At 57.4% G+C, this 18,391-nt stretch carries 18 protein-coding genes and 1 pseudogene; 10 read left to right on the top strand and 9 right to left on the bottom strand.

Annotated features, from left to right (window positions below):
* Positions 1 to 36 precede the first annotated feature (36 nt).
* On the top strand, positions 37 to 1,017 hold the full coding sequence (gene ydcK, locus BFV67_RS10415; RefSeq protein WP_069598269.1) for a YdcK family protein: 981 nt from the start codon (positions 37 to 39) through the stop codon (positions 1,015 to 1,017).
* Here the strand turns inward: ydcK and rimL are convergent.
* The 4 genes from rimL to BFV67_RS10395 all read right to left on the bottom strand — a co-directional run bounded on the left by rimL (position 1,012) and on the right by BFV67_RS10395 (position 5,506).
* On the bottom strand, positions 1,012 to 1,551 hold the full coding sequence (gene rimL, locus BFV67_RS10410) for a 50S ribosomal protein L7/L12-serine acetyltransferase (RefSeq protein WP_069598268.1): 540 nt from the start codon (positions 1,549 to 1,551) through the stop codon (positions 1,012 to 1,014). The genes ydcK and rimL overlap by 6 nt on opposite strands.
* A gap of 103 nt (positions 1,552 to 1,654) precedes the next feature.
* Positions 1,655 to 3,310, bottom strand: a complete 1,656-nt coding sequence (locus BFV67_RS10405; RefSeq protein ID WP_021242530.1) for a glucan biosynthesis protein D — start codon at positions 3,308 to 3,310, stop codon at positions 1,655 to 1,657.
* A 242-nt stretch (positions 3,311 to 3,552) separates the two neighbouring features.
* Positions 3,553 to 4,326 carry a transporter substrate-binding domain-containing protein gene (locus tag BFV67_RS10400; protein WP_021242531.1) on the bottom strand — a complete coding sequence of 258 codons (774 nt, stop codon included), beginning with the start codon at positions 4,324 to 4,326 and terminating at the stop codon, positions 3,553 to 3,555.
* A 10-nt stretch (positions 4,327 to 4,336) separates the two neighbouring features.
* A complete protein-coding gene (locus BFV67_RS10395) occupies positions 4,337 to 5,506 on the bottom strand; it encodes a pyridoxal phosphate-dependent aminotransferase (protein WP_069598267.1) in 1,170 nt (389 codons plus the stop codon).
* Between the two features lie 114 nt (positions 5,507 to 5,620).
* Here BFV67_RS10395 and BFV67_RS10390 point away from each other — a divergent pair, with 114 nt between their 5' ends.
* Positions 5,621 to 6,463: a LysR family transcriptional regulator gene (locus BFV67_RS10390; RefSeq protein WP_008502268.1), complete on the top strand. Its 843-nt coding sequence runs from the start codon at positions 5,621 to 5,623 to the stop codon at positions 6,461 to 6,463.
* On the opposite strand, the gene BFV67_RS10385 is transcribed toward BFV67_RS10390, so the two are convergent.
* Positions 6,450 to 7,955 (bottom strand): carboxylesterase/lipase family protein, encoded by a 1,506-nt coding sequence (locus tag BFV67_RS10385; protein ID WP_069598266.1) that lies wholly within the window; start codon positions 7,953 to 7,955, stop codon positions 6,450 to 6,452. The genes BFV67_RS10390 and BFV67_RS10385 overlap by 14 nt on opposite strands.
* A 43-nt stretch (positions 7,956 to 7,998) precedes the next feature.
* Positions 7,999 to 9,342, bottom strand: a complete 1,344-nt coding sequence (gene hglS, locus BFV67_RS10380) for a 2-oxoadipate dioxygenase/decarboxylase HglS (RefSeq protein ID WP_049120464.1) — start codon at positions 9,340 to 9,342, stop codon at positions 7,999 to 8,001.
* Positions 9,343 to 9,870: 528 nt separating this feature from the next.
* Between hglS and BFV67_RS10375 the strand changes: the two genes are divergently transcribed.
* The 8 genes and pseudogenes from BFV67_RS10375 to BFV67_RS10340 all read left to right on the top strand — a co-directional run bounded on the left by BFV67_RS10375 (position 9,871) and on the right by BFV67_RS10340 (position 16,408).
* Positions 9,871 to 10,056 carry a con-10 family general stress protein gene (locus tag BFV67_RS10375; protein ID WP_004150795.1) on the top strand — a complete coding sequence of 62 codons (186 nt, stop codon included), beginning with the start codon at positions 9,871 to 9,873 and terminating at the stop codon, positions 10,054 to 10,056.
* 94 nt (positions 10,057 to 10,150) lie between these two features.
* Positions 10,151 to 10,645, top strand: coding sequence for a YciE/YciF ferroxidase family protein (locus tag BFV67_RS10370; protein ID WP_008502272.1), 495 nt, complete (start codon positions 10,151 to 10,153; stop codon positions 10,643 to 10,645).
* 23 nt (positions 10,646 to 10,668) lie between these two features.
* Entirely contained in the window at positions 10,669 to 10,872 is a 204-nt protein-coding gene (locus BFV67_RS10365; protein ID WP_008502273.1) for a hypothetical protein, read from the top strand.
* Between the two features lie 25 nt (positions 10,873 to 10,897).
* A pseudogene (locus BFV67_RS10360) lies at positions 10,898 to 11,403 on the top strand (ferritin-like domain-containing protein).
* Between the two features lie 17 nt (positions 11,404 to 11,420).
* Positions 11,421 to 12,293: a manganese catalase family protein gene (locus BFV67_RS10355; RefSeq protein WP_008502274.1), complete on the top strand. Its 873-nt coding sequence runs from the start codon at positions 11,421 to 11,423 to the stop codon at positions 12,291 to 12,293.
* A gap of 67 nt (positions 12,294 to 12,360) precedes the next feature.
* On the top strand, positions 12,361 to 13,764 hold the full coding sequence (locus tag BFV67_RS10350; RefSeq protein ID WP_021242535.1) for a cytochrome ubiquinol oxidase subunit I: 1,404 nt from the start codon (positions 12,361 to 12,363) through the stop codon (positions 13,762 to 13,764).
* Positions 13,764 to 14,774, top strand: coding sequence for a cytochrome d ubiquinol oxidase subunit II (cydB, locus tag BFV67_RS10345; protein ID WP_032651830.1), 1,011 nt, complete (start codon positions 13,764 to 13,766; stop codon positions 14,772 to 14,774). The genes BFV67_RS10350 and cydB overlap by 1 nt, the downstream gene beginning before the upstream one ends.
* Positions 14,775 to 14,782: 8 nt before the next feature.
* Entirely contained in the window at positions 14,783 to 16,408 is a 1,626-nt protein-coding gene (locus BFV67_RS10340; protein WP_069598265.1) for an alpha-amylase family protein, read from the top strand.
* Here the strand turns inward: BFV67_RS10340 and BFV67_RS10335 are convergent, their stop codons facing one another.
* From BFV67_RS10335 to BFV67_RS10325, 3 genes are read right to left on the bottom strand one after another with little or no spacing between them, the layout of a single operon-like run.
* Positions 16,409 to 17,395: an SDR family oxidoreductase gene (locus BFV67_RS10335; RefSeq protein ID WP_044596403.1), complete on the bottom strand. Its 987-nt coding sequence runs from the start codon at positions 17,393 to 17,395 to the stop codon at positions 16,409 to 16,411.
* A gap of 17 nt (positions 17,396 to 17,412) precedes the next feature.
* Positions 17,413 to 17,931 carry a 2-oxo-tetronate isomerase gene (locus BFV67_RS10330; protein ID WP_069598264.1) on the bottom strand — a complete coding sequence of 173 codons (519 nt, stop codon included), beginning with the start codon at positions 17,929 to 17,931 and terminating at the stop codon, positions 17,413 to 17,415.
* Positions 17,932 to 17,942: 11 nt separating this feature from the next.
* The gene (locus BFV67_RS10325) at positions 17,943 to 18,389 is read right to left on the bottom strand and encodes a DUF421 domain-containing protein (protein ID WP_008502280.1); all 447 of its coding nucleotides are present in this window, start codon (positions 18,387 to 18,389) and stop codon (positions 17,943 to 17,945) included.
* Between the last annotated feature and the right edge of the window lie 2 nt (positions 18,390 to 18,391).

Below are 18,391 nucleotides of genomic sequence, written 5' to 3'. Positions count from 1 at the left end.
CTACGTTTAGTTGAGATGCTTACCAGAGATCAAACGATGAAAAAGTACCGGCTCAGCGATGAAACCCGCCTCTGGCAATGGAAAAACGGCGAAACCACCCACGCCGCCACGCTGCGGCAGATCATCGCCACGGCGGACTTTAACGACGTGACGGTCGGCACGAGAGGCGGCTGGATTGACGATGAGCGCGCCCTCGCACAGGACGGCGACTGCTGGATCTACGATGAAAACAGCGTGGTGTTCGCCGGGGCAACCGTATCTGGCAACGCGCGCCTTACCCTTCCATGCATCATTAGCTATGACGCTCATATCGGCGACAGCTGCTGGCTGGACGGCGCGGAGGTCAGCCACGGGGCGCGAATAAGTGACAACGTCACCATTCAGCAATCCTGCGTACGGGGCGAGTGCCATATCTACGGCGACGCGCGCGTGCTGCATCACAGCGTGGTCATTGCCGCCAAAGGGCTGACGCCGGATCATGAACAGATCCTCCAAATCTACGATAAGGCGACGGTGAGCCAGTCGCGCATTGTGCACCAGGCGCAAATCTACGGCGAGGCGATGGTTAATTTTGCCTTCGTGGAACACCGGGCCGAAGTCTTCGACAGCGCGATCCTGGAGGGTAACGAACTCAACAACGTCTGGGTGTGCGACTGCGCGAAAGTCTACGGCAACGCCCGCGTGATAGCCGGTTTCGACGACGATGCCATCCCGACGGTGCGCTACAGCTCGCAGATTGCGGAGAATGCCGTGGTTGAAGGCAACTGCGTCATCAAGCATCACGTCCTGATTGGCGGTCAGGCATGGCTGCGCGGCGGGCCGATCATGCTGGATGATAAAGTGGTGATCCAGGGGCGCGCGCGAATCAGCGGCGATGTGCTTATCGAGCATCGGGTTGAAATCACCGACGATGCGGTCATAGAAGCGTTTGCTGGCCAGAGCATTCATCTGCGCGGCGAAAAAGTGATAAACGGCGACCAGCGCATCACCCGCACGCCGCTGCTGGGTGCGTTATAGGGTATAAATCCTGCCGTAGATATTCACGTCGTCAAAGCGGCCATTCAGGTATTCCGCTTCCCGCAGGCACCCTTCCAGCGTAAAACCGTTGCGCACGGCAACGCTGTTGCTTTGCTGATTCGCCACCCGACACTTGATCACAAAACGGCGGATCTCACCGCGTTCAGCGTAGTAGCGCATAAACGCCTGCAGTGACTGAGAGAGGATGCCCTGCCCCTGGTGGGCTTCATCCAGCCAGTAGCCGATGTAGCCGGCTTTGTTGGTCGGTTCAATGGTGTTGAACGACAGGACACCAACTAACGCATCATCATTGAAAATCAAAAACATTTTGGCGTAGCCGCGCTGATGCAGCATCTGGTTGCTCTGCACGTTGCGGCGGGTATCCTCTTCGCTGCCCACGTGCTGCGCCCAGTCAAAGGCTGTTTGCAGAAAGGCTCTGTTTTTAACAACGAGATTGTGCAGGTCGGCGGTGTAGCGCTCTTCGACGGCGCGAAGTTCGATATCCTGGGTGACGGGGATGATTTCTGAAGACATGGTGCCTCTCAATTGCCGGGTGGCGCTAGCGCTTACCCGGCCTACGTTTCGAAACTGTAGGCCGGGTAAGGCGAAGCCGCCACCCGGCACAATCCCACAAGGGTTAACGCATTACCCTGTCGTCAACGTACTGACGTTTATCCGGTGCCGGTGGGAAATACTGGTACAGCCAGGTTTCACTGATGGCGTCGCCCTGACAGCGCAGGAACAGGCGCATATCCACCGGCTCCGTCGAATCCGACGTCGGGTACCAGTCAAACAGAATGCGATAGCCGTCAAACGGCTCAACGTAGAGGATCTCTACCTGCTTCGCTTCACCGCTGGAGAGCGTAATCACCGGCTCGATGCCTTTTGGCGCAGCGGCCTTCAGGTCGCCACCGACGAAGTCAATCGCAAAGCGACGGGCCCACACTTTCGGGTAGTTTTCCCCTGGAGCCCAGCCTTCCGGGAAGCCGCCCATGCCGGTGCGGGTCGCATAAACGTTCGCCAGCGGGGAGCGCACCGGCGGCATCGCGCTCCAGTAGAGGCGATATTTGAAGTCCAGCTCGTCGCCCGCTTTCACCGCTTTTTCCGGCTGCCAGAAGCAGACCACGTTATCCAGCGTTTCGCCGGTGGTCGGGATCTCCATCAGGCCAACCGCGCCTTTACCCCAGTCGTTACGCGGTTCCACCCACAGGCTTGGGCGCTTGTTATACCAGCCCATCACGTCCTGATAGTGCGAGAAATCGCGATCGAGCTGCAGCAGGCCGAACCCTTTCGGGTTTTTGTCCATATAGGCGTTGAACTGCAGCTTCTGCGGGTTGTTCAGCGGACGACAAATCCACTCCCCGTTGCCGCGCCACATCGCCAGGCGGTCGGAGTCGTGAATTTGCGGGTGAATGGTGTCGCACATGCGGCGTTCGTTATTGCCGCAGCTGAACATGCTGGTCATCGGCGCGATGCCGAGCTGCTTGATGTCCTTACGCGCATAGAGGTGGTTTTCCACCTCCATGATCACCTGGCTCTTCTCGCAGTGGATCACGAACTTATAGGCGCCGGTGATGCTCGGGCTATCCAGCAGCGTATAGACGGTAAAGGTGGTGTCGCCGGGCTTGACGGTTTCAAACCAGAAGGCGGTAAAGTCCGGGAACTCTTCCGGCGTGTCGGTAAAGGTGTCTACCGCCAGACCGCGGGCGGAAAGGCCGTACTGGTAGGTGTCGTCCACCGCGCGGAAATAGCTGGCCCCCAGGAAAGAGACGATATCGCGACGCGCCAGCTCCGGCGCCTTAAACGCGCGGAAGCCCGCAAAGCCGAGATCGCTTTGCCCTTCCAGCTGTTTGGTATCCACCCCCGTTTCACCGTAGCTGAACAGCTCAGGGCGGAAGTGGATCTCGCGCGCCATAGAGGTCGACTGGTCCAGCGAGAACATCCGCACGCGGCGGCGGAATCCCATTCCCATATGGAAGAACTGCACGTCCAGCTGACGTCCTTCAATGTTGTTCCACAGAGACTGCTTTTCGTCGTAGCGAATGGCGTTGTACGCCTGCGGCGTCATGGTTGCCAGCGTCTCCGGCAGCGGACGCGGCGCGCCACCCCACGGGGTTTTCGCCAGGTCATGCGCCATGGATTGCAGTACGGAGAAGTCAAAACGACGGCTCTGGCCGTCAGCAATGTCAGAGTCGGCAGCGTATGCCGCTTTGGAAAACAGGGAAGCAAGGCCGGATGTGCCGCTCAGGGCTGCCACTGCCAGCGAGCCTTTTAGAAAACGTCTGCGATTCATGCCTGGAAAAACGTCCTTATGGTCGTGTGAATGTGTTCCGCGCTCGGCGAAATGACGGCAAGAAAGAACGCACAGCCTAAACAAAAATGGTTAAGAATCCAATTGTTGGCCGGTGATTATATGAACAAAGTGAGAAATATTTTCTGTCGACCAGAACGGCCCGAAAGTGGTGTAAAGAAAGCCTGGAAAATGTGTATAAAAATGCCCCGTCAGGACATCAGCTGACGGGGCCAATGAGGCGGTTATTTTACGCTGACATCGATACCCGGGAAGTACTTATCAGCGAGTTTGGCGATCGTGCCGTCGGCACGTACCTTATCAATTGCGGCATCAAGCTGCTTTTTGGTGGCCTCGTCACCTTTGCGCAACCCAAAACCGATCCCGCTGCCGAGGATGGTGTCGTCAGACACCGGTTTGCCGATGAAGCCAAACCCTTTTCCCTGCGGCTTGCTGAGGAAACCTGCCTGCCCGGCCGCGGACATGACCAGCGAGGCGTCGATACGGCCATTCAGCAGATCGCCCCAGGCCATATTCTGATCTTTATACGACACCACGGTGACACCCTGCTTTTCCCAGTGCTCTTTGGCATAGGTTTCCTGAATGGAGCCCTGCAGCACGCCGATGGTTTTGCCCTTCAGCCCTTCAGGCGTCGCCTCGACTGCCGTACCGGCCTTGCCGACCAGCTGCGACGGAATACGGTAGATCGGCTGGGTAAAATCAATGCTCTTGCGGCGCTGCTCGGTGATATTCATCGCCGAGTTGATGGCGTCAAACTTCTTCGCCACCAGCCCCGGGATCAGTGCATCAAACGAGGTTTCCACCCAGCTGCACTTCAGCGCTGCCGCTTTGCAGATGGCATTCCCCAGCTCAACGTCAAACCCTTCCAGTTCGCCTGCCGCATTGCGGCTTTCAAACGGCGGATATTCGGCTTCCAGACCGTAACGCAGCTCGGACGCTGCGAAGGAGGAAAAGGTACACAGCAATCCCATGCCGACAACTAGCGCGCGTAATTTCATCTCAAACTCCTTAGCGTGGTTTAACCCGACACAGGGCCTGGGCACCTGCCCGTAACGTCGCCTCATCTTTCGCAAAAGAGAGACGAATCAATTTATTATCCTTACCGTCCGCATAAAACGCCGACAGCGGAATGGTGGCTACACCGTACTCAACGATCAGCCGTTTCACCAGCTCGCTGTCGCGCTCGTCGCTGAACTGGCTGTAGTCCGCCAGCATGAAGAACGAGCCGGCGCTTGGCAGCAGCGTAAACGGCGAATCGGCCAGCAGACTCTGCAGCAGATCGCGCTTGCGCTGGTAAAACGCCGACAGCGACAGCCAGGTTTGCGGGTCGACCATATGTTCAGCAAACGCGTGCTGCATTGGCGTATCGGCAGAGAACATTAAAAATTGATGGACTTTACAAATCTCGTCCATCAGTACCGCCGGTGCAACACAGTAACCCACGCGCCAGCCGGTGACGTGATACGTTTTTCCGAAAGAAGAAATAATCACGCTACGCTCCGCCAGCTGCGGGTGCGTAGCCATCCCGTGGTGCGGCTCACCGTCAAACACCACGTGTTCGTACACTTCGTCAGACAAAATAATGATGTCAGTATTGCGGGTCAGCGCCGCCAGCTGCTGCAGATCGTCGGCGGAGAAGACCTGACCGCTCGGGTTGTGCGGCGTATTGATGATGATCATGCGCGTGCGCGGGGTGATCGCGGCGCGAACCTCGTCCCAGTTCACGGCAAAATCCGGCACGGTGAGCCTGATGGCAACCGGCGTTGCCCCCTGCAGGCGGACAATCGGCGCGTAGCTGTCAAAGGAGGGCTCAAAGTAGATCACCTCATCACCCGGGTGCACCAGCCCGCTGATTGCCGAGTAGAGCCCTTCGCTGGCGCTGGCGGTCACCAGCACCTCGCGGCCCGGGTCATACTGCGTGCCGTAAAGCGTGGCAATTTTATCGGCAATGCGCTCTTTGAGCGTCTGCAGGCCGGTCATCGACGCGTACTGGTTATGCCCTGCCTCCATCGCGCGGGTGACGCCCGCAACAAGCTTCGGGTCGCAGGAAAAATTCGGTGCGCCCTGAGAAAGGTTTATCGCGTTATGCTGCGCCGAGAGCTGGCCGATAACGGTAAAGATCGTGGTGCCCACATCGGGCAGTTTGGAGCGCGTTTGCACAGGCGTTTGTAAAGTCATCCTCTTTCCCTTCTCATGGACATTGCATAACTATTCAAACAACATCTCTGTTGTCGGGACAATCGAATTGTTGTCATAATAGCCATGAGAAAAATGCATAGCTGAGGTGTTTTCATGTCGCGCCGTTCGCTCCCGCTCAATGCCATCGACGCATTTTTAGTCACCGCGCGTCACCTGAATCTCACCCATGCTGCCGCAGAGCTTTGTCTGACGCAGGGGGCCGTGAGCCGCAAGATAGCCTCCCTTGAGGCCTGGTTTGGCTTTCCGCTTTTTGAACGCCACGCGCGCGGCCTGCGCCTCTCTTCACAGGGCTGCGCCCTGCTCCCGGAACTGCAGTCTGCGTTCGAACACTTGCTGACCGTGGCCGACCAGGCCCGCAGTCAGCAAACCGTGATCCGGCTCAAGGCGCCCACCTGCGCCATGCGCTGGCTGGTGCCGCGCCTGCTGGAGGTGGAGCGTGAGCAGCCGGATCTGCAGATCGCCCTGACCACCACCACCGATCATAACGTCAATTTCAAAACCGAATCTTACGACGCGGCCATCGTGTTCGGTACGCACATGAGCGCAGGCGACCTGCTGTTCGAAGAGGCGCTCACCCCGGTGATAAGCCCGGTGCGGGCGGGTGCAGCGCTGGGATCGCTGACGTTCCTGCATCCGACAAGGGATAAAACAGACTGGTCGCTGTGGCTGACGAAACAGGAAGGTCCGGGCTTTGCCATGCACAAAAATCAACACTTCGACACGATGGATCTCGCCATCACGGCCGCTATTCAGGGGCTGGGCGTTGCCATTGCCGACGAAACGCTGGTGGCCGAAGATGTCCGCGCGGGAAGACTGATGCGGCCTTATGAAACCAGCATAAAAACCGGCGCGAGCTACCGGCTGGTGCTGCGCGAAACGCCAGGGGAGGAAAATGGGCTGGCGGCGTTTCGCGCCTGTTTGCTTAATCGAGGCTGACGTGGTGCTTCATCACCCGTTTGAAGAGGCTCATCCGGGCGCGCATAAAGCGGTTTTCAAGCCTGAAACCTGCATGTTTATTCACGCCAATGCGTAATAAAACGTCCCGCCCTTTACGGCATGCGGGCCAGTGCGTCGGCCCGGGCAGGATCTCGCGAGGTCCTGCGTCTCGCGCAAAGCTCACCCAGTAATCGGCCACCTGAGCAGCAAACTGCACATCCCGTTCGTTGACATACTGGCGTGAAGGCTCCACCTGGCCGAGGGTATCAAAGACGTAAGGCACTTCATTGCCGTGCCACGCGCCGTTGATATAGGTGGCATGTTCCGCTTCCGCGACATAGTCAAACCAGTAACGCCAGCACAATCCGCCGACGCGCTGCTGCGCCTGCATCACGACGTAGCCCATCGTGGTGAACGCCATGTCGCGGCACACCTGCCTGCCCAGCTCCTCATCGCCTTTGACGCCCGGATAGAGCAGCTTAATCAGCCCCAGCCCGAAGCGTCGCTCCCGGCGAAGCTTCTGGATTTGCCCGGCGAGATCGATGCCAAACACCGCCATCACGCTGGCCTCATCGCTGTTCGAGCCGATCATTACCGGCACGGGGTGCTGGCGAGCGGCGAAAAAGACGTCCAGCATCGCTTCAGGCAGAACGCAATCCCCGACGATGGGGGCCGGAGCAATGTTCAGCGGCGCGGTGAGCGGCCAGAACGCCTCCGGCGGAATGGCGCGCAGTTGTTCGGCTGTCGCCTTTTCCAGGCCAAAATGGGCGGCCAGCGCCTCCCCTTTTTGCAACGCCTGCTCTCGCGGCGTGTCCGGCAAGGTGTACCCGCTTTGCACAATCGCCTTATGGAACAATCCTTCTGCAAGCGGGGAGGCCAGCAGAGAGAGCACGCTGCGCGCGCCCGCGGATTCGCCAAACAGGGTCACGTTAGCGGGGTCGCCACCAAATGCGGCGATATTGTCCCTTACCCATTCGAGGGCGGCGATCTGATCCAGCAGGGCAAAATTATGCACCACGCGATCTTCCTCGCCTTCCAGCGCGGGATGGGCAAAAAAGCCAAGATGACCGAGACGGTAGTTGATCGTCACCACAACCACGCCGCGCGTGGCCAGCGCTTTGCCGTTATAGGGCGGTAAGCCACCCGCACCGATGGTAAAGCCGCCGCCGTGCAGCCAGACCATAACCGGAAACGGCCCGGCGCGCTCTGTGGGAGACCAGACGTTCAGATAGAGGCAGTCTTCCGAGAACTGACCGGGATCGCCCCCGCCCAGCTCCTGGCAATATTCGCTGCTTTGCCAGCTTGAGGCCGAAAAAGCGGTAGCCTCGCGAACGCCATCCCACGGCTCAGGATGCCGCGGGGAGCGCCAGCGCCACTCGCCAACGGGCGGTGCGGCATAAGGAATACCGCACCAGACGTGGACATTTTCATCGGTTAAACAAGACAGTGCGCCCTGGCGCGTTTCAACCACAGGGGCGGAAGGATTTTGCATAACGACCTTATTTTTTCCATCACACCCCAGCAGAGTAACGCTTTCAGAGCAAACCGCAACGCTGTTTGCTGCGCGTTTCAGCCTCCTCATAGAGGGTAAATTCGTCATACACCGGGCAGCCGAGGGCCGCTTCAAACGCATCGCGGCTGGCATTACCGTGGCTGCGGGCCTGGGTTTCATTCCCGAGATTGGACTGGAAAATCCCCGCGGCGCTGACCGGGAGGAAATCTTCGTAGGTGATCGGCTGTGCGACGACCCATCCGCGCTCGATCAGCGGCTGCGGATCGTCGCCCGGCCGGAACGCATGCCGATGCGCTTCACCCGCTGGCGTCAGACGGTAGCGGAAATACGCCAGCTCCTGACGGCGCATTAACAGTTCGCTGTCAGGGAAGGCGCTAAAGATCTCCTGCAGATGCAGCTGGTGCGTCAGGTTATCTTTGCCGGTACCGGCCTGGGCAAGGAGGCTATCGTACAGTTCCCGGCCTTTCGGGGTCAGCGCCACGCCGCGCTGCTCAATCTCACCGAAGCGCGCCGTGTGGGTGCCTTTGTGTTCACCGGCAAACAGCACCGGCTCTTCCAGCGCCTTGAAACTGGTTTGACGCAGCAGGACGGGCACCTCGCGACGCGGCGGCCCTTCAATCAAAATTTTCGGCTCGATACCGTACTTCGGCATCAGCTCCTGCACCCGGTCAATATCCAGCGTCCGAGGCGTGAGGTGGTTGATATGGCAGCCCGGGAAGCAGACCACGTCGGCAATCAGGCGATGCTCGTTATGCAGCGCCTGATAGGTTTCCTGATCGACCGTCGCATGACGGTGCCAGCGGAAGGTTTCCAGCGCTTCCTGCACAAACTCCTGCGCCTGCTCGACGGTAAACTGCCCTTCCGATTCATACAGATCGAGAAGCGCCAGACAGCGCGGGGTGAAGATGTTTCGGTGAGACAGAATTTCCGCCGCACGTTCGCGCAGCGCGACGTTTTCAATCAGCTCAAGGCGCAGCAGCGAAGTAAAGATGCGGAACGGATTACGGCACAGCGCCGCATCATCAATCGGCCGAAATGCCGTTGAGTGGACCGGCACCCCCGCCTGGGAGAGATCGTAATAGCTGACCGGGTACATCCCCATAATGGCAAACATACGGCGCAGGGTTGAAAGTTCTTGCGCACTGCCGACGCGGATGGCCCCGTGACGCTCGACGTTCAGACGCGCAAGCTCATCGGCGTTTGCCAGTTGTTCATGTAATAGTGGATCATTTTCCAGCACCGCCAGGTTTACGTCCGCTACCAGTTCAAGCAAGGTGCCGTACTGCGGAACTTCCTGCTGGTACATCGCCGACATAGCCTGCGAAAAGTGTTCCCGAATGTCATCAGCCGTGATGGTGTTCGCCATGATGTCATGCCTCCAGTGAATATTACCTGGAGTGTAGAGAAACCCGTTCCTTCCGGGGGGAAAGATTTCTGATTTGTGATCTTAAGACGACAGTGGTCAAACCGTGTGCGACTGGCCTCTGAACAAGCCTTAACGAAACCGCCCTTTCGCGCCTGTCGCTTTTTATCCAGGATTTTCCTTATAATTATTTATGGTTTCGCTTTCTAGCTATAAAGGAGTATTTTTTATTTTCCCCTGACTGGAAATCAACCAATTTGAGTGCGTCATTATTTTTATCCTCAGCTTTCAAATTTTTAGCTCAAAGTTAGGAATAATCTGAACAGTTGTTTACAAGTCCTTCCTGTCTATCCATATTTCCAACGCAAGCGAAGCGCAAATTTACAAATATTTAAAAATAACGCAACCGCAAATAGCAAAACGCATTTGACGGATCGCACACAGCGACTAGAGTTATTACTCGAACGACGAGTGATACGGAATATTTTCGTATCGTACTGACATAACCAATATATGACTATGAGGTTTAATATGGCAGAGCATCGTGGTGGTTCCGGTAATTTCGCTGAAGACCGTGAAAAAGCATCAGAAGCTGGACGTAAAGGTGGCCAGCACAGCGGTGGTAATTTTAAAAACGATCCGCAACGCGCATCTGAAGCGGGTAAGAAAGGGGGACAGAACAGTCACGGCGGAGGCCGTAAATCTGATAACTCCTGATCTTATTTAGTACTCTTTTAATAAAACCAGAGAGCATGCTGCGGGCTGAAAAGCTCGCAGTACCCTTTCTTTATTTTACCGGAGCGTAATAATTATGAATATGAAAAGTGTAGAGGATGTATTTATTCATCTTCTGTCGGATACCTACAGCGCAGAAAAGCAGCTTACCCGAGCGTTAAGCAAGCTTGCCCGCGCCGCCTCCAGCGAGAAGCTGAGCGCCGCATTTACCGCACACCTTGAAGAGACGCAAGGTCAGATCGAACGCATCGACCAGATCGTGGAACAGGAAGACGGCATCAAGCTCAAGCGCATGAAATGCGTCGCAATGGAAGGCTTAATTGAAGAAGCTAATGAAGTCATCGAAAGCACGGAAAAAAATGAAGTCCGTGATGCCGCATTAATTGCCGCTGCGCAAAAAGTGGAGCATTACGAAATAGCCAGCTACGGTACCCTTGCCACTCTGGCAGAACAGCTCGGCTATAAAAAAGCCGTTAAGCTTCTTGCCGAAACGCTGGAAGAAGAGAAAGAGACCGACCTTAAACTCACCGACCTGGCCGTTGGCAATATTAACCAAAAAGCGCAGAAATGACGCGATAATACAGGTTAAATAAAATGAGCATCAGTCCCAGGACAATTAAACGGTGCCATTTAGCGGCAGCGATAATATGGTTCATTCTCGCTATCCCTTCCGTCATCTGGTGGAAGAACAGCGTGCTATGGGTCATTATCATCAGTATTTATGCCAATATTGTCGGCCATTTATCTGGCTACAGTGCCGCACGTGCCGATCAGGCTGCTGAAAGTGAGACCAAATAAGCGAACCCCTAATGAGGATACAATGATGAATCACGTAGAACACTACCATGACTGGCTACGCGATGCCCATGCAATGGAAAAGCAAGCCGAATCTATGCTGGAATCCATGGCCAGCCGTATCGATAATTATCCTGATGTTCGCGCCAGAATTGAGCAACATATTAATGAGACAAAACGGCAAATCACATTGCTGGAGGAAATCCTCGACCGTAATGATATTTCTCGTTCGGTCTTAAAAGACTCGATGAGCAAATGGCGGCGCTGGGACAATCCATCGGCGGCATGTTCCCTTCTGACGAAATCGTGAAGGGCTCGATCAGCGGCTATGTGTTCGAACAGTTTGAAATCGCCTGCTATACCTCCCTGCTGGCGGCGGCCAAAAAAGCGGGTGACACCGCCTCGATACCCGCTATCGAGACGATCCTCGCCGAAGAGCGCGAAATGGCCGACTGGCTGATTCGTCATATCCCGCAAACGACGGAACAGTTCCTGCTGCGTTCAGACGCGTCGGGTGTCGAAGCGAAAAAATAACCCACAGGAGAGTGAGCATGTTTCGACACGTCAAACAGCTGCAATACACGGTTCGCGTCGCCGAACCGAATCCCGGCCTGGCGAACCTTTTACTGGAACAATTTGGCGGACCGCAGGGTGAACTGGCCGCCGCCTGCCGCTACTTTACGCAAGGGTTGAGCGATGACGATCCGGGCCGTAAAGACATGCTGATGGATATCGCGACCGAGGAGTTAAGCCACCTCGAAATCATCGGTACCCTGGTTGGTATGCTGAATAAAGGTGCCAAGGGCGCGCTGGCGGAAGGGGTGGAAAATGAGGCCGAGCTGTATCGCTCCATGACCGAAAACGGCAATGACAGCCACATCACCTCCCTGCTCTACGGCGGCGGAACCCCGCTAACCAACTCAGCGGGCGTACCCTGGACGGCGGCCTACGTCGACACCATTGGCGAGCCGACGGCGGATCTGCGTTCGAACGTGGCGGCCGAGGCCAGAGCCAAAATCATCTATGAACGGCTGATCAACGTGACTGACGATCCCGGCGTTAAAGATGCCCTGGCGTTTCTGATGACGCGTGAGGCGGCGCATCAGCTCTCCTTTGAGAAGGCGCTGCAGTCCATCCGTAATAATTTCCCGCCGGGAAAACTGCCGCCAATCGAGGAATTCACCAACAAGTACTACAATATGTCTGAAGGTGGAGAGGTTCGCGGAAGCTGGAACAGCGATAAACATTTCGATTACGTTGAGTCCCCCCAGCCTGCGGTGGATGGCGGCGATGGCAGTGCCAGCGTCACGCTCACAACCGAGCAGGCAACCCTGGTTAAGGCGATGTCTGCCCGCACGAAGTCCGATCCACATTCTGACCCGCTGACCGGTGCCGAGCTGGGTGCCGGTAAGACTAAACCGTAATCGGTTTGCCGGGCAGGCCTGACCTGCCCGGCAATTCGCGTGCCCCATCGTCTCAGAGGTACGGACCATGTTCGAACTCGATGCGTTTCATCTGGCCAGAATTCAGTTCGCTTTTACCGTCTCGTTCCACATCCTGTTTCCTGCGATCACCATCGGTCTCGCCAGCTACCTGGTGGTGCTGGAGGGCATGTGGCTGCGCACCAAAAACGACGTCTGGCGATCGTTGTACCACTTCTGGCTAAAGATATTTGCCGTTAACTTCGGCATGGGCGTCGTTTCCGGGCTGGTGATGGCGTACCAGTTTGGCACCAACTGGAGCGGGTTCTCCCAGTTCGCGGGCAGCATTACCGGCCCGCTTCTGACTTATGAGGTGTTAACCGCTTTCTTCCTGGAGGCCGGATTCCTCGGCGTTATGATGTTCGGCTGGAACAAGGTCGGCCCGGGGCTGCACTTCTTTTCGACCTGCATGGTGGCGCTCGGCACGCTGATGTCGACCTTCTGGATCCTCGCCTCTAACAGCTGGATGCATACGCCGCAGGGTTTCACTATCGAAAACGGGCAGGTTATCCCGCAGGACTGGCTGGCAATCGTCTTTAACCCCTCCTTCCCGTACCGTCTTATTCATATGGCTATCGCCGCGTTCCTGAGCAGCGCGCTGTTTGTCGGCGCGTCGGCCGCCTGGCATCTGCTGCGCGGTAACGATACGCCCGCCGTTCGCACCATGTTTTCGATGGCGATGTGGATGGCGCTGCTGGTCGCCCCTATCCAGGCGGTGGTGGGCGATATGCACGGCCTGAACACGCTTGAGCATCAGCCAGCCAAAATCGCCGCTATTGAGGGTCACTGGGAAAATCCGCCCGGCGAGGCCACCCCGCTGCTGCTGTTTGGCCTGCCGGATATGGAGGAAGAGCGCACCAAATACGGCCTGGAGATCCCCGCGCTCGGCAGCCTGATTCTGACGCACAGCCTGGATAAACAGGTCCCGGCCCTGAAAGACTTCCCGAAAGAGGATCGCCCCAACTCGACCATCGTTTTCTGGTCGTTCCGCATTATGGTGGGGATGGGTCTGCTGATGATTACCCTCGGTCTGCTCAGCCTCTGGCTACGCTATCGCCATCGACTTTACCACTCGCGTCCGTTCCAGTGGTTTGCCCTCTGCATGGGGCCTGCGGGGCTGGTCGCGCTGCTTGCCGGCTGGGTGACCACCGAAGTAGGCCGTCAGCCGTGGGTTGTCTATGGCTACCTGCGCACCATCGACGCGGTATCGCTGCACAGCACCCTGCAGATGAGCATTAGCCTGCTGGCGTTCTTCGTCGTCTACTCATCCGTATTTGGCGTGGGCTATGTTTATCTCATCCGGCTGATTAAGAAAGGTCCTCAGCCCGTTGATACGCTGACGTCAAACACCTCGGGCACGCCTGCCCGTCCGCTGTCAGCCGCGGAGTCTGTTCCGGAAGAGGAGAGAATCTGATGGGCGTCGATATCTCAGTGATTTGGTTTGCCATCATCGTGTTTGCCACGCTGATGTATATCATTATGGACGGCTTCGATCTGGGGATTGGCCTGCTGTTTAACTTCGTGGGCGATGCCAAAGAGCGCGATGTGATGGTCAACAGCGTGGCGCCCGTCTGGGACGGAAACGAGACCTGGCTGGTGCTCGGCGGCGCGGGGCTGTTCGGCGCGTTTCCGCTGGCCTATGCGGTGATCATTGATGCGCTGACCATCCCTCTCACCGCGATGCTGATCGGCCTCATCTTTCGCGGCGTTGCCTTTGAGTTCCGCTTCAAAGCCACCCCTTCACACCGCAAATTCTGGGACTACTCCTTTGCCGGCGGCTCCCTGCTCGCCACCTTCAGCCAGGGCGTGGTGGTGGGCGCCGTGATCAACGGCTTTGACGTGGAGGGCCGACGTTTTGTCGGCTCTTCGCTGGACTGGCTCACGCCTTTCAACCTCTTCTGCGGCATCGGTCTGGTCGTCGCCTACACGCTGCTGGGCACCACCTGGCTCATCATGAAAAGCGAAGGCGCGCTGCAACAACGCATGCGCGAACTGACCCGCCACGTGCTGCTGGCGCTGATGGTGGTTATCGCGGTGGTCAGCGTCTGGACGCCGCTCGGCTGGCAGTACGTCGCCGACCGCTGGTTTACCCTGCCCAACTTCTTCTGGTTTCTGCCGGTTCCGCTGCTGGTCGGGATCTTCAGCGTGCTGATCTGGCGCCTGACCCGCAATCCGGACAGCCACGCGCGCCCTTTCCTGCTGACGCTGGGGCTGATCTTCCTCGGGTTCAGCGGTCTGGGTATCAGCCTCTGGCCGAACATTATTCCGCCGCGTATCACTCTGTGGGAGGCCGCGGCCCCGCCTGCCAGCCAGCTGTTTATGCTGGTTGGGACGTTACTGATTATTCCGGTGATCCTGGTGTACACCGCCTGGAGCTACTACGTGTTCCGGGGCAAGGTTTCGGATACTGAAGGCTATCACTGAGGCACGCTATGACGGACTGGCATACACGGGCCATTATTTACCAGATTGATACCGCACTCTTTTATGATTTGAACGGCGATGGTTGCGGGGACATCGCCGGGATAGCGGCCAAGCTGCGGTACATTCGCCGCATGGGGGCGACGGTTATCTGGATCACCCCGTTTTACCTCACGCCCTTTCTCGATGAAGGCTATGACGTCAGCGACCATCTCCAGGTGGATCCCCGCTTCGGAAAGCTGGCCGATATCATCGCCTTTATCGAACAGGCCCGCGAGCTGGGCATGCAGGTCATTATTGAACTGCTGATCCAGCACACCTCTGACGCGCATCCCTGGTTCCAGCAGGCCCGCCGTAACCCGGCGTCACCCTACCGGGATTACTACCTCTGGTCAGATAGTGACGACGACGATACGCCTCCCATGTTTCCCGGCGTGGAGGAGAGCATCTGGACCTGGGACGACGAAGCGGGACAATACTACCGGCACATGTTCTATCGCCACGAACCGGACCTGAACCTGACCTCACCCGCGGTGCTGAAAGAGATTGAGAACATCATCCTCTTCTGGCTCAAGCTGGGCGTGTCGGGGTTCCGCCTGGATGCCGCCTCCCACCTGACCACGCAGGCGGGAAACGGTGATGAAAAAAAGGGCCTGTGGATCCTCGAACACATGCGCCGTCTGATTGAGGAACATAATCCGGACGCGATCCTGCTGGGTGAAGTGGACGTCGAGGTGGAGGCCTATCAGGACTACTTTGGCAATAATGACCGCCTGAATCTGGTGCTCAATTTCTGGCTCAACAAATATTTTTACGTTAGCCTGGCCCGCAAAAGCGCCCGTCCGCTGCGCAACGCGGTGAAGAAAATGATCGTCCCGCCCGATTCATGCTGTTTTGCCAACTGGCTGCGCAATCACGACGAGCTGGATCTGGAGGGCATCAGCCAGAAAGACAAACAGTTTGTCCTCGATACCTTCGCCCCTGACGACGAGATGAACGTCTACCAGCGCGGGATCCGCCGCCGCCTGGCGCCGATGTTGAACGGCGATCTGAAGCGGCTGGCGTTCTGCCACGCGGTACTCTTTTCCCTGCCCGGCGTTCCGGTGATGCGCTATGGCGATGAGATCGGCATGGGGGATGACCTCGATCTGGAGGAGCGCTACGCTGTGCGCACCCCCATGCAGTGGGCAGGATCGAAAGGCGGCGGTTTTTCGGCAGCCGACCCGGAAAAATTTATCGCGCCGATTATTGACCGCGGTCCTTACCGCTATCAAAAAATCAACGTCGCTGATTCGCTGCTCCACCGCAACTCGCTCCTGCACCGCATCATTGATATCGCCAATACCCGCTCGGAGTTCCCCGAAATTGCCGTTGCGCCCTTTCGGCTCCTCACGATCGATAGTGACGCGGTGCTGGGGATCTATTACGAGACCGAAGAACGCAGCATCCTGACCTTTGTTAACTTCAGTGACCAGCCGGTGCAGTTCACCGTGAAGGGGATCCGCAACACGACCTGGACCGCCTGTCTCGCGGACAAACGCTACGATGACGCGCTGGTTTGCGGTAAAACCGTCGAGCTCAGCCTTGGCGGCTACGGCTATCGCTGGTTCTGGACGCACCGCAGCGCGCTGCGCTGATTACGGTTTCCGGCGGGTTATCAAACGCGTCAACACAATACCCGCCACCGCAAGGGCCCCTAACGCCACTTTGCCCGGCATACCGGAGGTCACGGACGACGCGCGGGTTTTCGCTTCGTCAGTGAAACGGCCATGGATTTTGTGCAGGTCGTTAACCGGCTGGTCGAGATAATCCCGGCGGTCCGGCGCGTTCAGATCGTCGGTCATCTGACCTTCCCAGGCTTTCTTCACCATCAGCCTGTCCAGAAAACCCGGGAAGAGGAACTGCCCGACAATCGACTGAATGGTGCTGCTGCCAACCCACAGCTCGCGCACCGGCTTTTGCGCCACCCTGAAGATGGCGCTGGCGGCGACTTCAGGCTCGAACACCGGCGGTACCGGCCGCATTGCCCACGCGAACTTGTTCCTTGCCCATTCGAACTGCGGCGTATTGAGCCCCGGCATCTGCACCATCGAAAGCTGAACCCGGCTGTTCTCATGCATCAGCTCGGTGCGCACCGCATCGGTAAACCCGCGGATCGCCGCTTTGGCCCCGCAGTAGGCGGACTGCAGGGGAATGGAACGGTAGGCCAGCGCGGACCCTACCTGAATAATCACGCCCCTGTCGCGTGGAACCATAAGCTCAAGCGCCGCGCGGGTGCCGTTCACGTAGCCGAGGTATGTCACCTCGGTCACGCGCCGAAACTCGTCCGGCGTAAGGGTACGAAACGGTGCAAGCACGGCCCCCATGGCGTTGTTGACCCAGACATCAATCGCACCGAGGCGATACTCAATCTCGTTAGCCGCATCCACCACCGCCTGACTGTCGGCGACGTCCGCCTGCACGGCGTGCGCATTTACGCCGAAGCGGCGCAGCTCTTCCTGGGTGGAGTGCAGGCTGGCTTCATCACGGGCGATGAGGCCCACATCGTAACCTGCTTTTGCGAAGCGCAGCGCCGTGGCTTTTCCCACGCCCGCCGTCCCACCGGTAATCACTATGACAGCCATAGAACCTCCACGTGAACTCAACCGTTATTTCCGTCCGACAATGCTGTTACCAGCTCTGCCAGCGAAAAATGCACCGCTTTTTCCACCACCTCCTGACAGTCTCCGGAGAAAAGCACGGTACGGGTTTTCGTCTCGCCACGTATGTTCCACGCAAAACAGACCGTCCCCGCCGCCGTGCCGTCGTCGCCCCCTTCCGGGCCAGCGTATCCGCTGATGGCGATGCTGATATCCGCCTGGGCAATGTCGCGGATGCTGGCGGCCATCTCGGTCACCGTCTGTTCGCTGACGGCGGTATAGCGCGCCAGCGTTTCAGGACGCACGCCGAGGATCCGCGCTTTCGCGGCATCGCTGAACACTACCAGCCCGACATCATAAAAATCGGCCGTGTTCTCTTCAGCGCAGAGCGCCACCGAGAGCTTTCCCCCGGTGCAGGATTCCGCCGTGGTTAAGCGCAGACCGGCATCGGTTAACTTGCTCGCCAGTTTTTTTGTCAGCTCACCGACGGTGTAATGGTTATCGTGCAAAAGATTGCTCATCTTGCCGCCTCTTATTTCTCGAAAGGAATGATTGAAATATGTCCATTGCGCTCAAGTATGGCATATTTAATTTGGCTTATTTCGGTAATGCCATTATTCTGACGCGCGGAAACCAGAATATCATCGCAAGAGACATCGACCTTTTTGAGTTTATCCGCCAGGGGAACGCCGTTTTCCACCAGAATCACGGGCGTGCCGTCCAGAATATTCTCTACCGGGGAAAAATACTTTTTCATAAGGCCAAAAATAATATCCACTACCACCAGGGTGGTAATCGTAATCATCGCGCCGGTGACGGAAAAATCCTGCCCCAGAAGCGCCTGCTGCGTGGCTTCACTAATTATCAGGAGAAGAATGAGATCAAAGCTGGTCATCTGCAGCAGCGCGCGTCGCCCGGCCACTTTAAATACCACCACGAGGAACAAATAAATAGCCAGCGCACGAAAGACCATATCCATAT

It is taken from the genome of Enterobacter roggenkampii (genome assembly GCF_001729805.1).
Classification (GTDB): domain Bacteria; phylum Pseudomonadota; class Gammaproteobacteria; order Enterobacterales; family Enterobacteriaceae; genus Enterobacter; species Enterobacter roggenkampii.
The sequence above is the reverse complement of the archived record's forward strand: the minus strand, read 5'-3'. Positions and strand labels throughout refer to the sequence as shown.

What these genes read in the sequence shown, in the direction of transcription:
- BFV67_RS10370 (WP_008502272.1), top strand. Translation starts at nt 10,151, where the DNA reads ATGAATATGAAAAGTGTAGAGGATGTATTTATTCATCTTCTGTCGGAT.
- BFV67_RS10330 (WP_069598264.1), bottom strand. Translation starts at nt 17,931, where the DNA reads ATGAGCAATCTTTTGCACGATAACCATTACACCGTCGGTGAGCTGACA.
- BFV67_RS10375 (WP_004150795.1), top strand. Translation starts at nt 9,871, where the DNA reads ATGGCAGAGCATCGTGGTGGTTCCGGTAATTTCGCTGAAGACCGTGAA.
- BFV67_RS10390 (WP_008502268.1), top strand. Translation starts at nt 5,621, where the DNA reads ATGTCGCGCCGTTCGCTCCCGCTCAATGCCATCGACGCATTTTTAGTC.
- BFV67_RS10335 (WP_044596403.1), bottom strand. Translation starts at nt 17,395, where the DNA reads ATGGCTGTCATAGTGATTACCGGTGGGACGGCGGGCGTGGGAAAAGCC.
- BFV67_RS10385 (WP_069598266.1), bottom strand. Translation starts at nt 7,955, where the DNA reads ATGCAAAATCCTTCCGCCCCTGTGGTTGAAACGCGCCAGGGCGCACTG.
- cydB (WP_032651830.1), top strand. Translation starts at nt 13,764, where the DNA reads ATGGGCGTCGATATCTCAGTGATTTGGTTTGCCATCATCGTGTTTGCC.
- BFV67_RS10355 (WP_008502274.1), top strand. Translation starts at nt 11,421, where the DNA reads ATGTTTCGACACGTCAAACAGCTGCAATACACGGTTCGCGTCGCCGAA.
- BFV67_RS10395 (WP_069598267.1), bottom strand. Translation starts at nt 5,506, where the DNA reads ATGACTTTACAAACGCCTGTGCAAACGCGCTCCAAACTGCCCGATGTG.
- hglS (WP_049120464.1), bottom strand. Translation starts at nt 9,342, where the DNA reads ATGGCGAACACCATCACGGCTGATGACATTCGGGAACACTTTTCGCAG.
- BFV67_RS10400 (WP_021242531.1), bottom strand. Translation starts at nt 4,326, where the DNA reads ATGAAATTACGCGCGCTAGTTGTCGGCATGGGATTGCTGTGTACCTTT.
- BFV67_RS10405 (WP_021242530.1), bottom strand. Translation starts at nt 3,310, where the DNA reads ATGAATCGCAGACGTTTTCTAAAAGGCTCGCTGGCAGTGGCAGCCCTG.
- ydcK (WP_069598269.1), top strand. Translation starts at nt 37, where the DNA reads ATGAAAAAGTACCGGCTCAGCGATGAAACCCGCCTCTGGCAATGGAAA.
- BFV67_RS10365 (WP_008502273.1), top strand. Translation starts at nt 10,669, where the DNA reads ATGAGCATCAGTCCCAGGACAATTAAACGGTGCCATTTAGCGGCAGCG.
- BFV67_RS10350 (WP_021242535.1), top strand. Translation starts at nt 12,361, where the DNA reads ATGTTCGAACTCGATGCGTTTCATCTGGCCAGAATTCAGTTCGCTTTT.
- BFV67_RS10325 (WP_008502280.1), bottom strand. Translation starts at nt 18,389, where the DNA reads ATGGATATGGTCTTTCGTGCGCTGGCTATTTATTTGTTCCTCGTGGTG.
- BFV67_RS10340 (WP_069598265.1), top strand. Translation starts at nt 14,783, where the DNA reads ATGACGGACTGGCATACACGGGCCATTATTTACCAGATTGATACCGCA.
- rimL (WP_069598268.1), bottom strand. Translation starts at nt 1,551, where the DNA reads ATGTCTTCAGAAATCATCCCCGTCACCCAGGATATCGAACTTCGCGCC.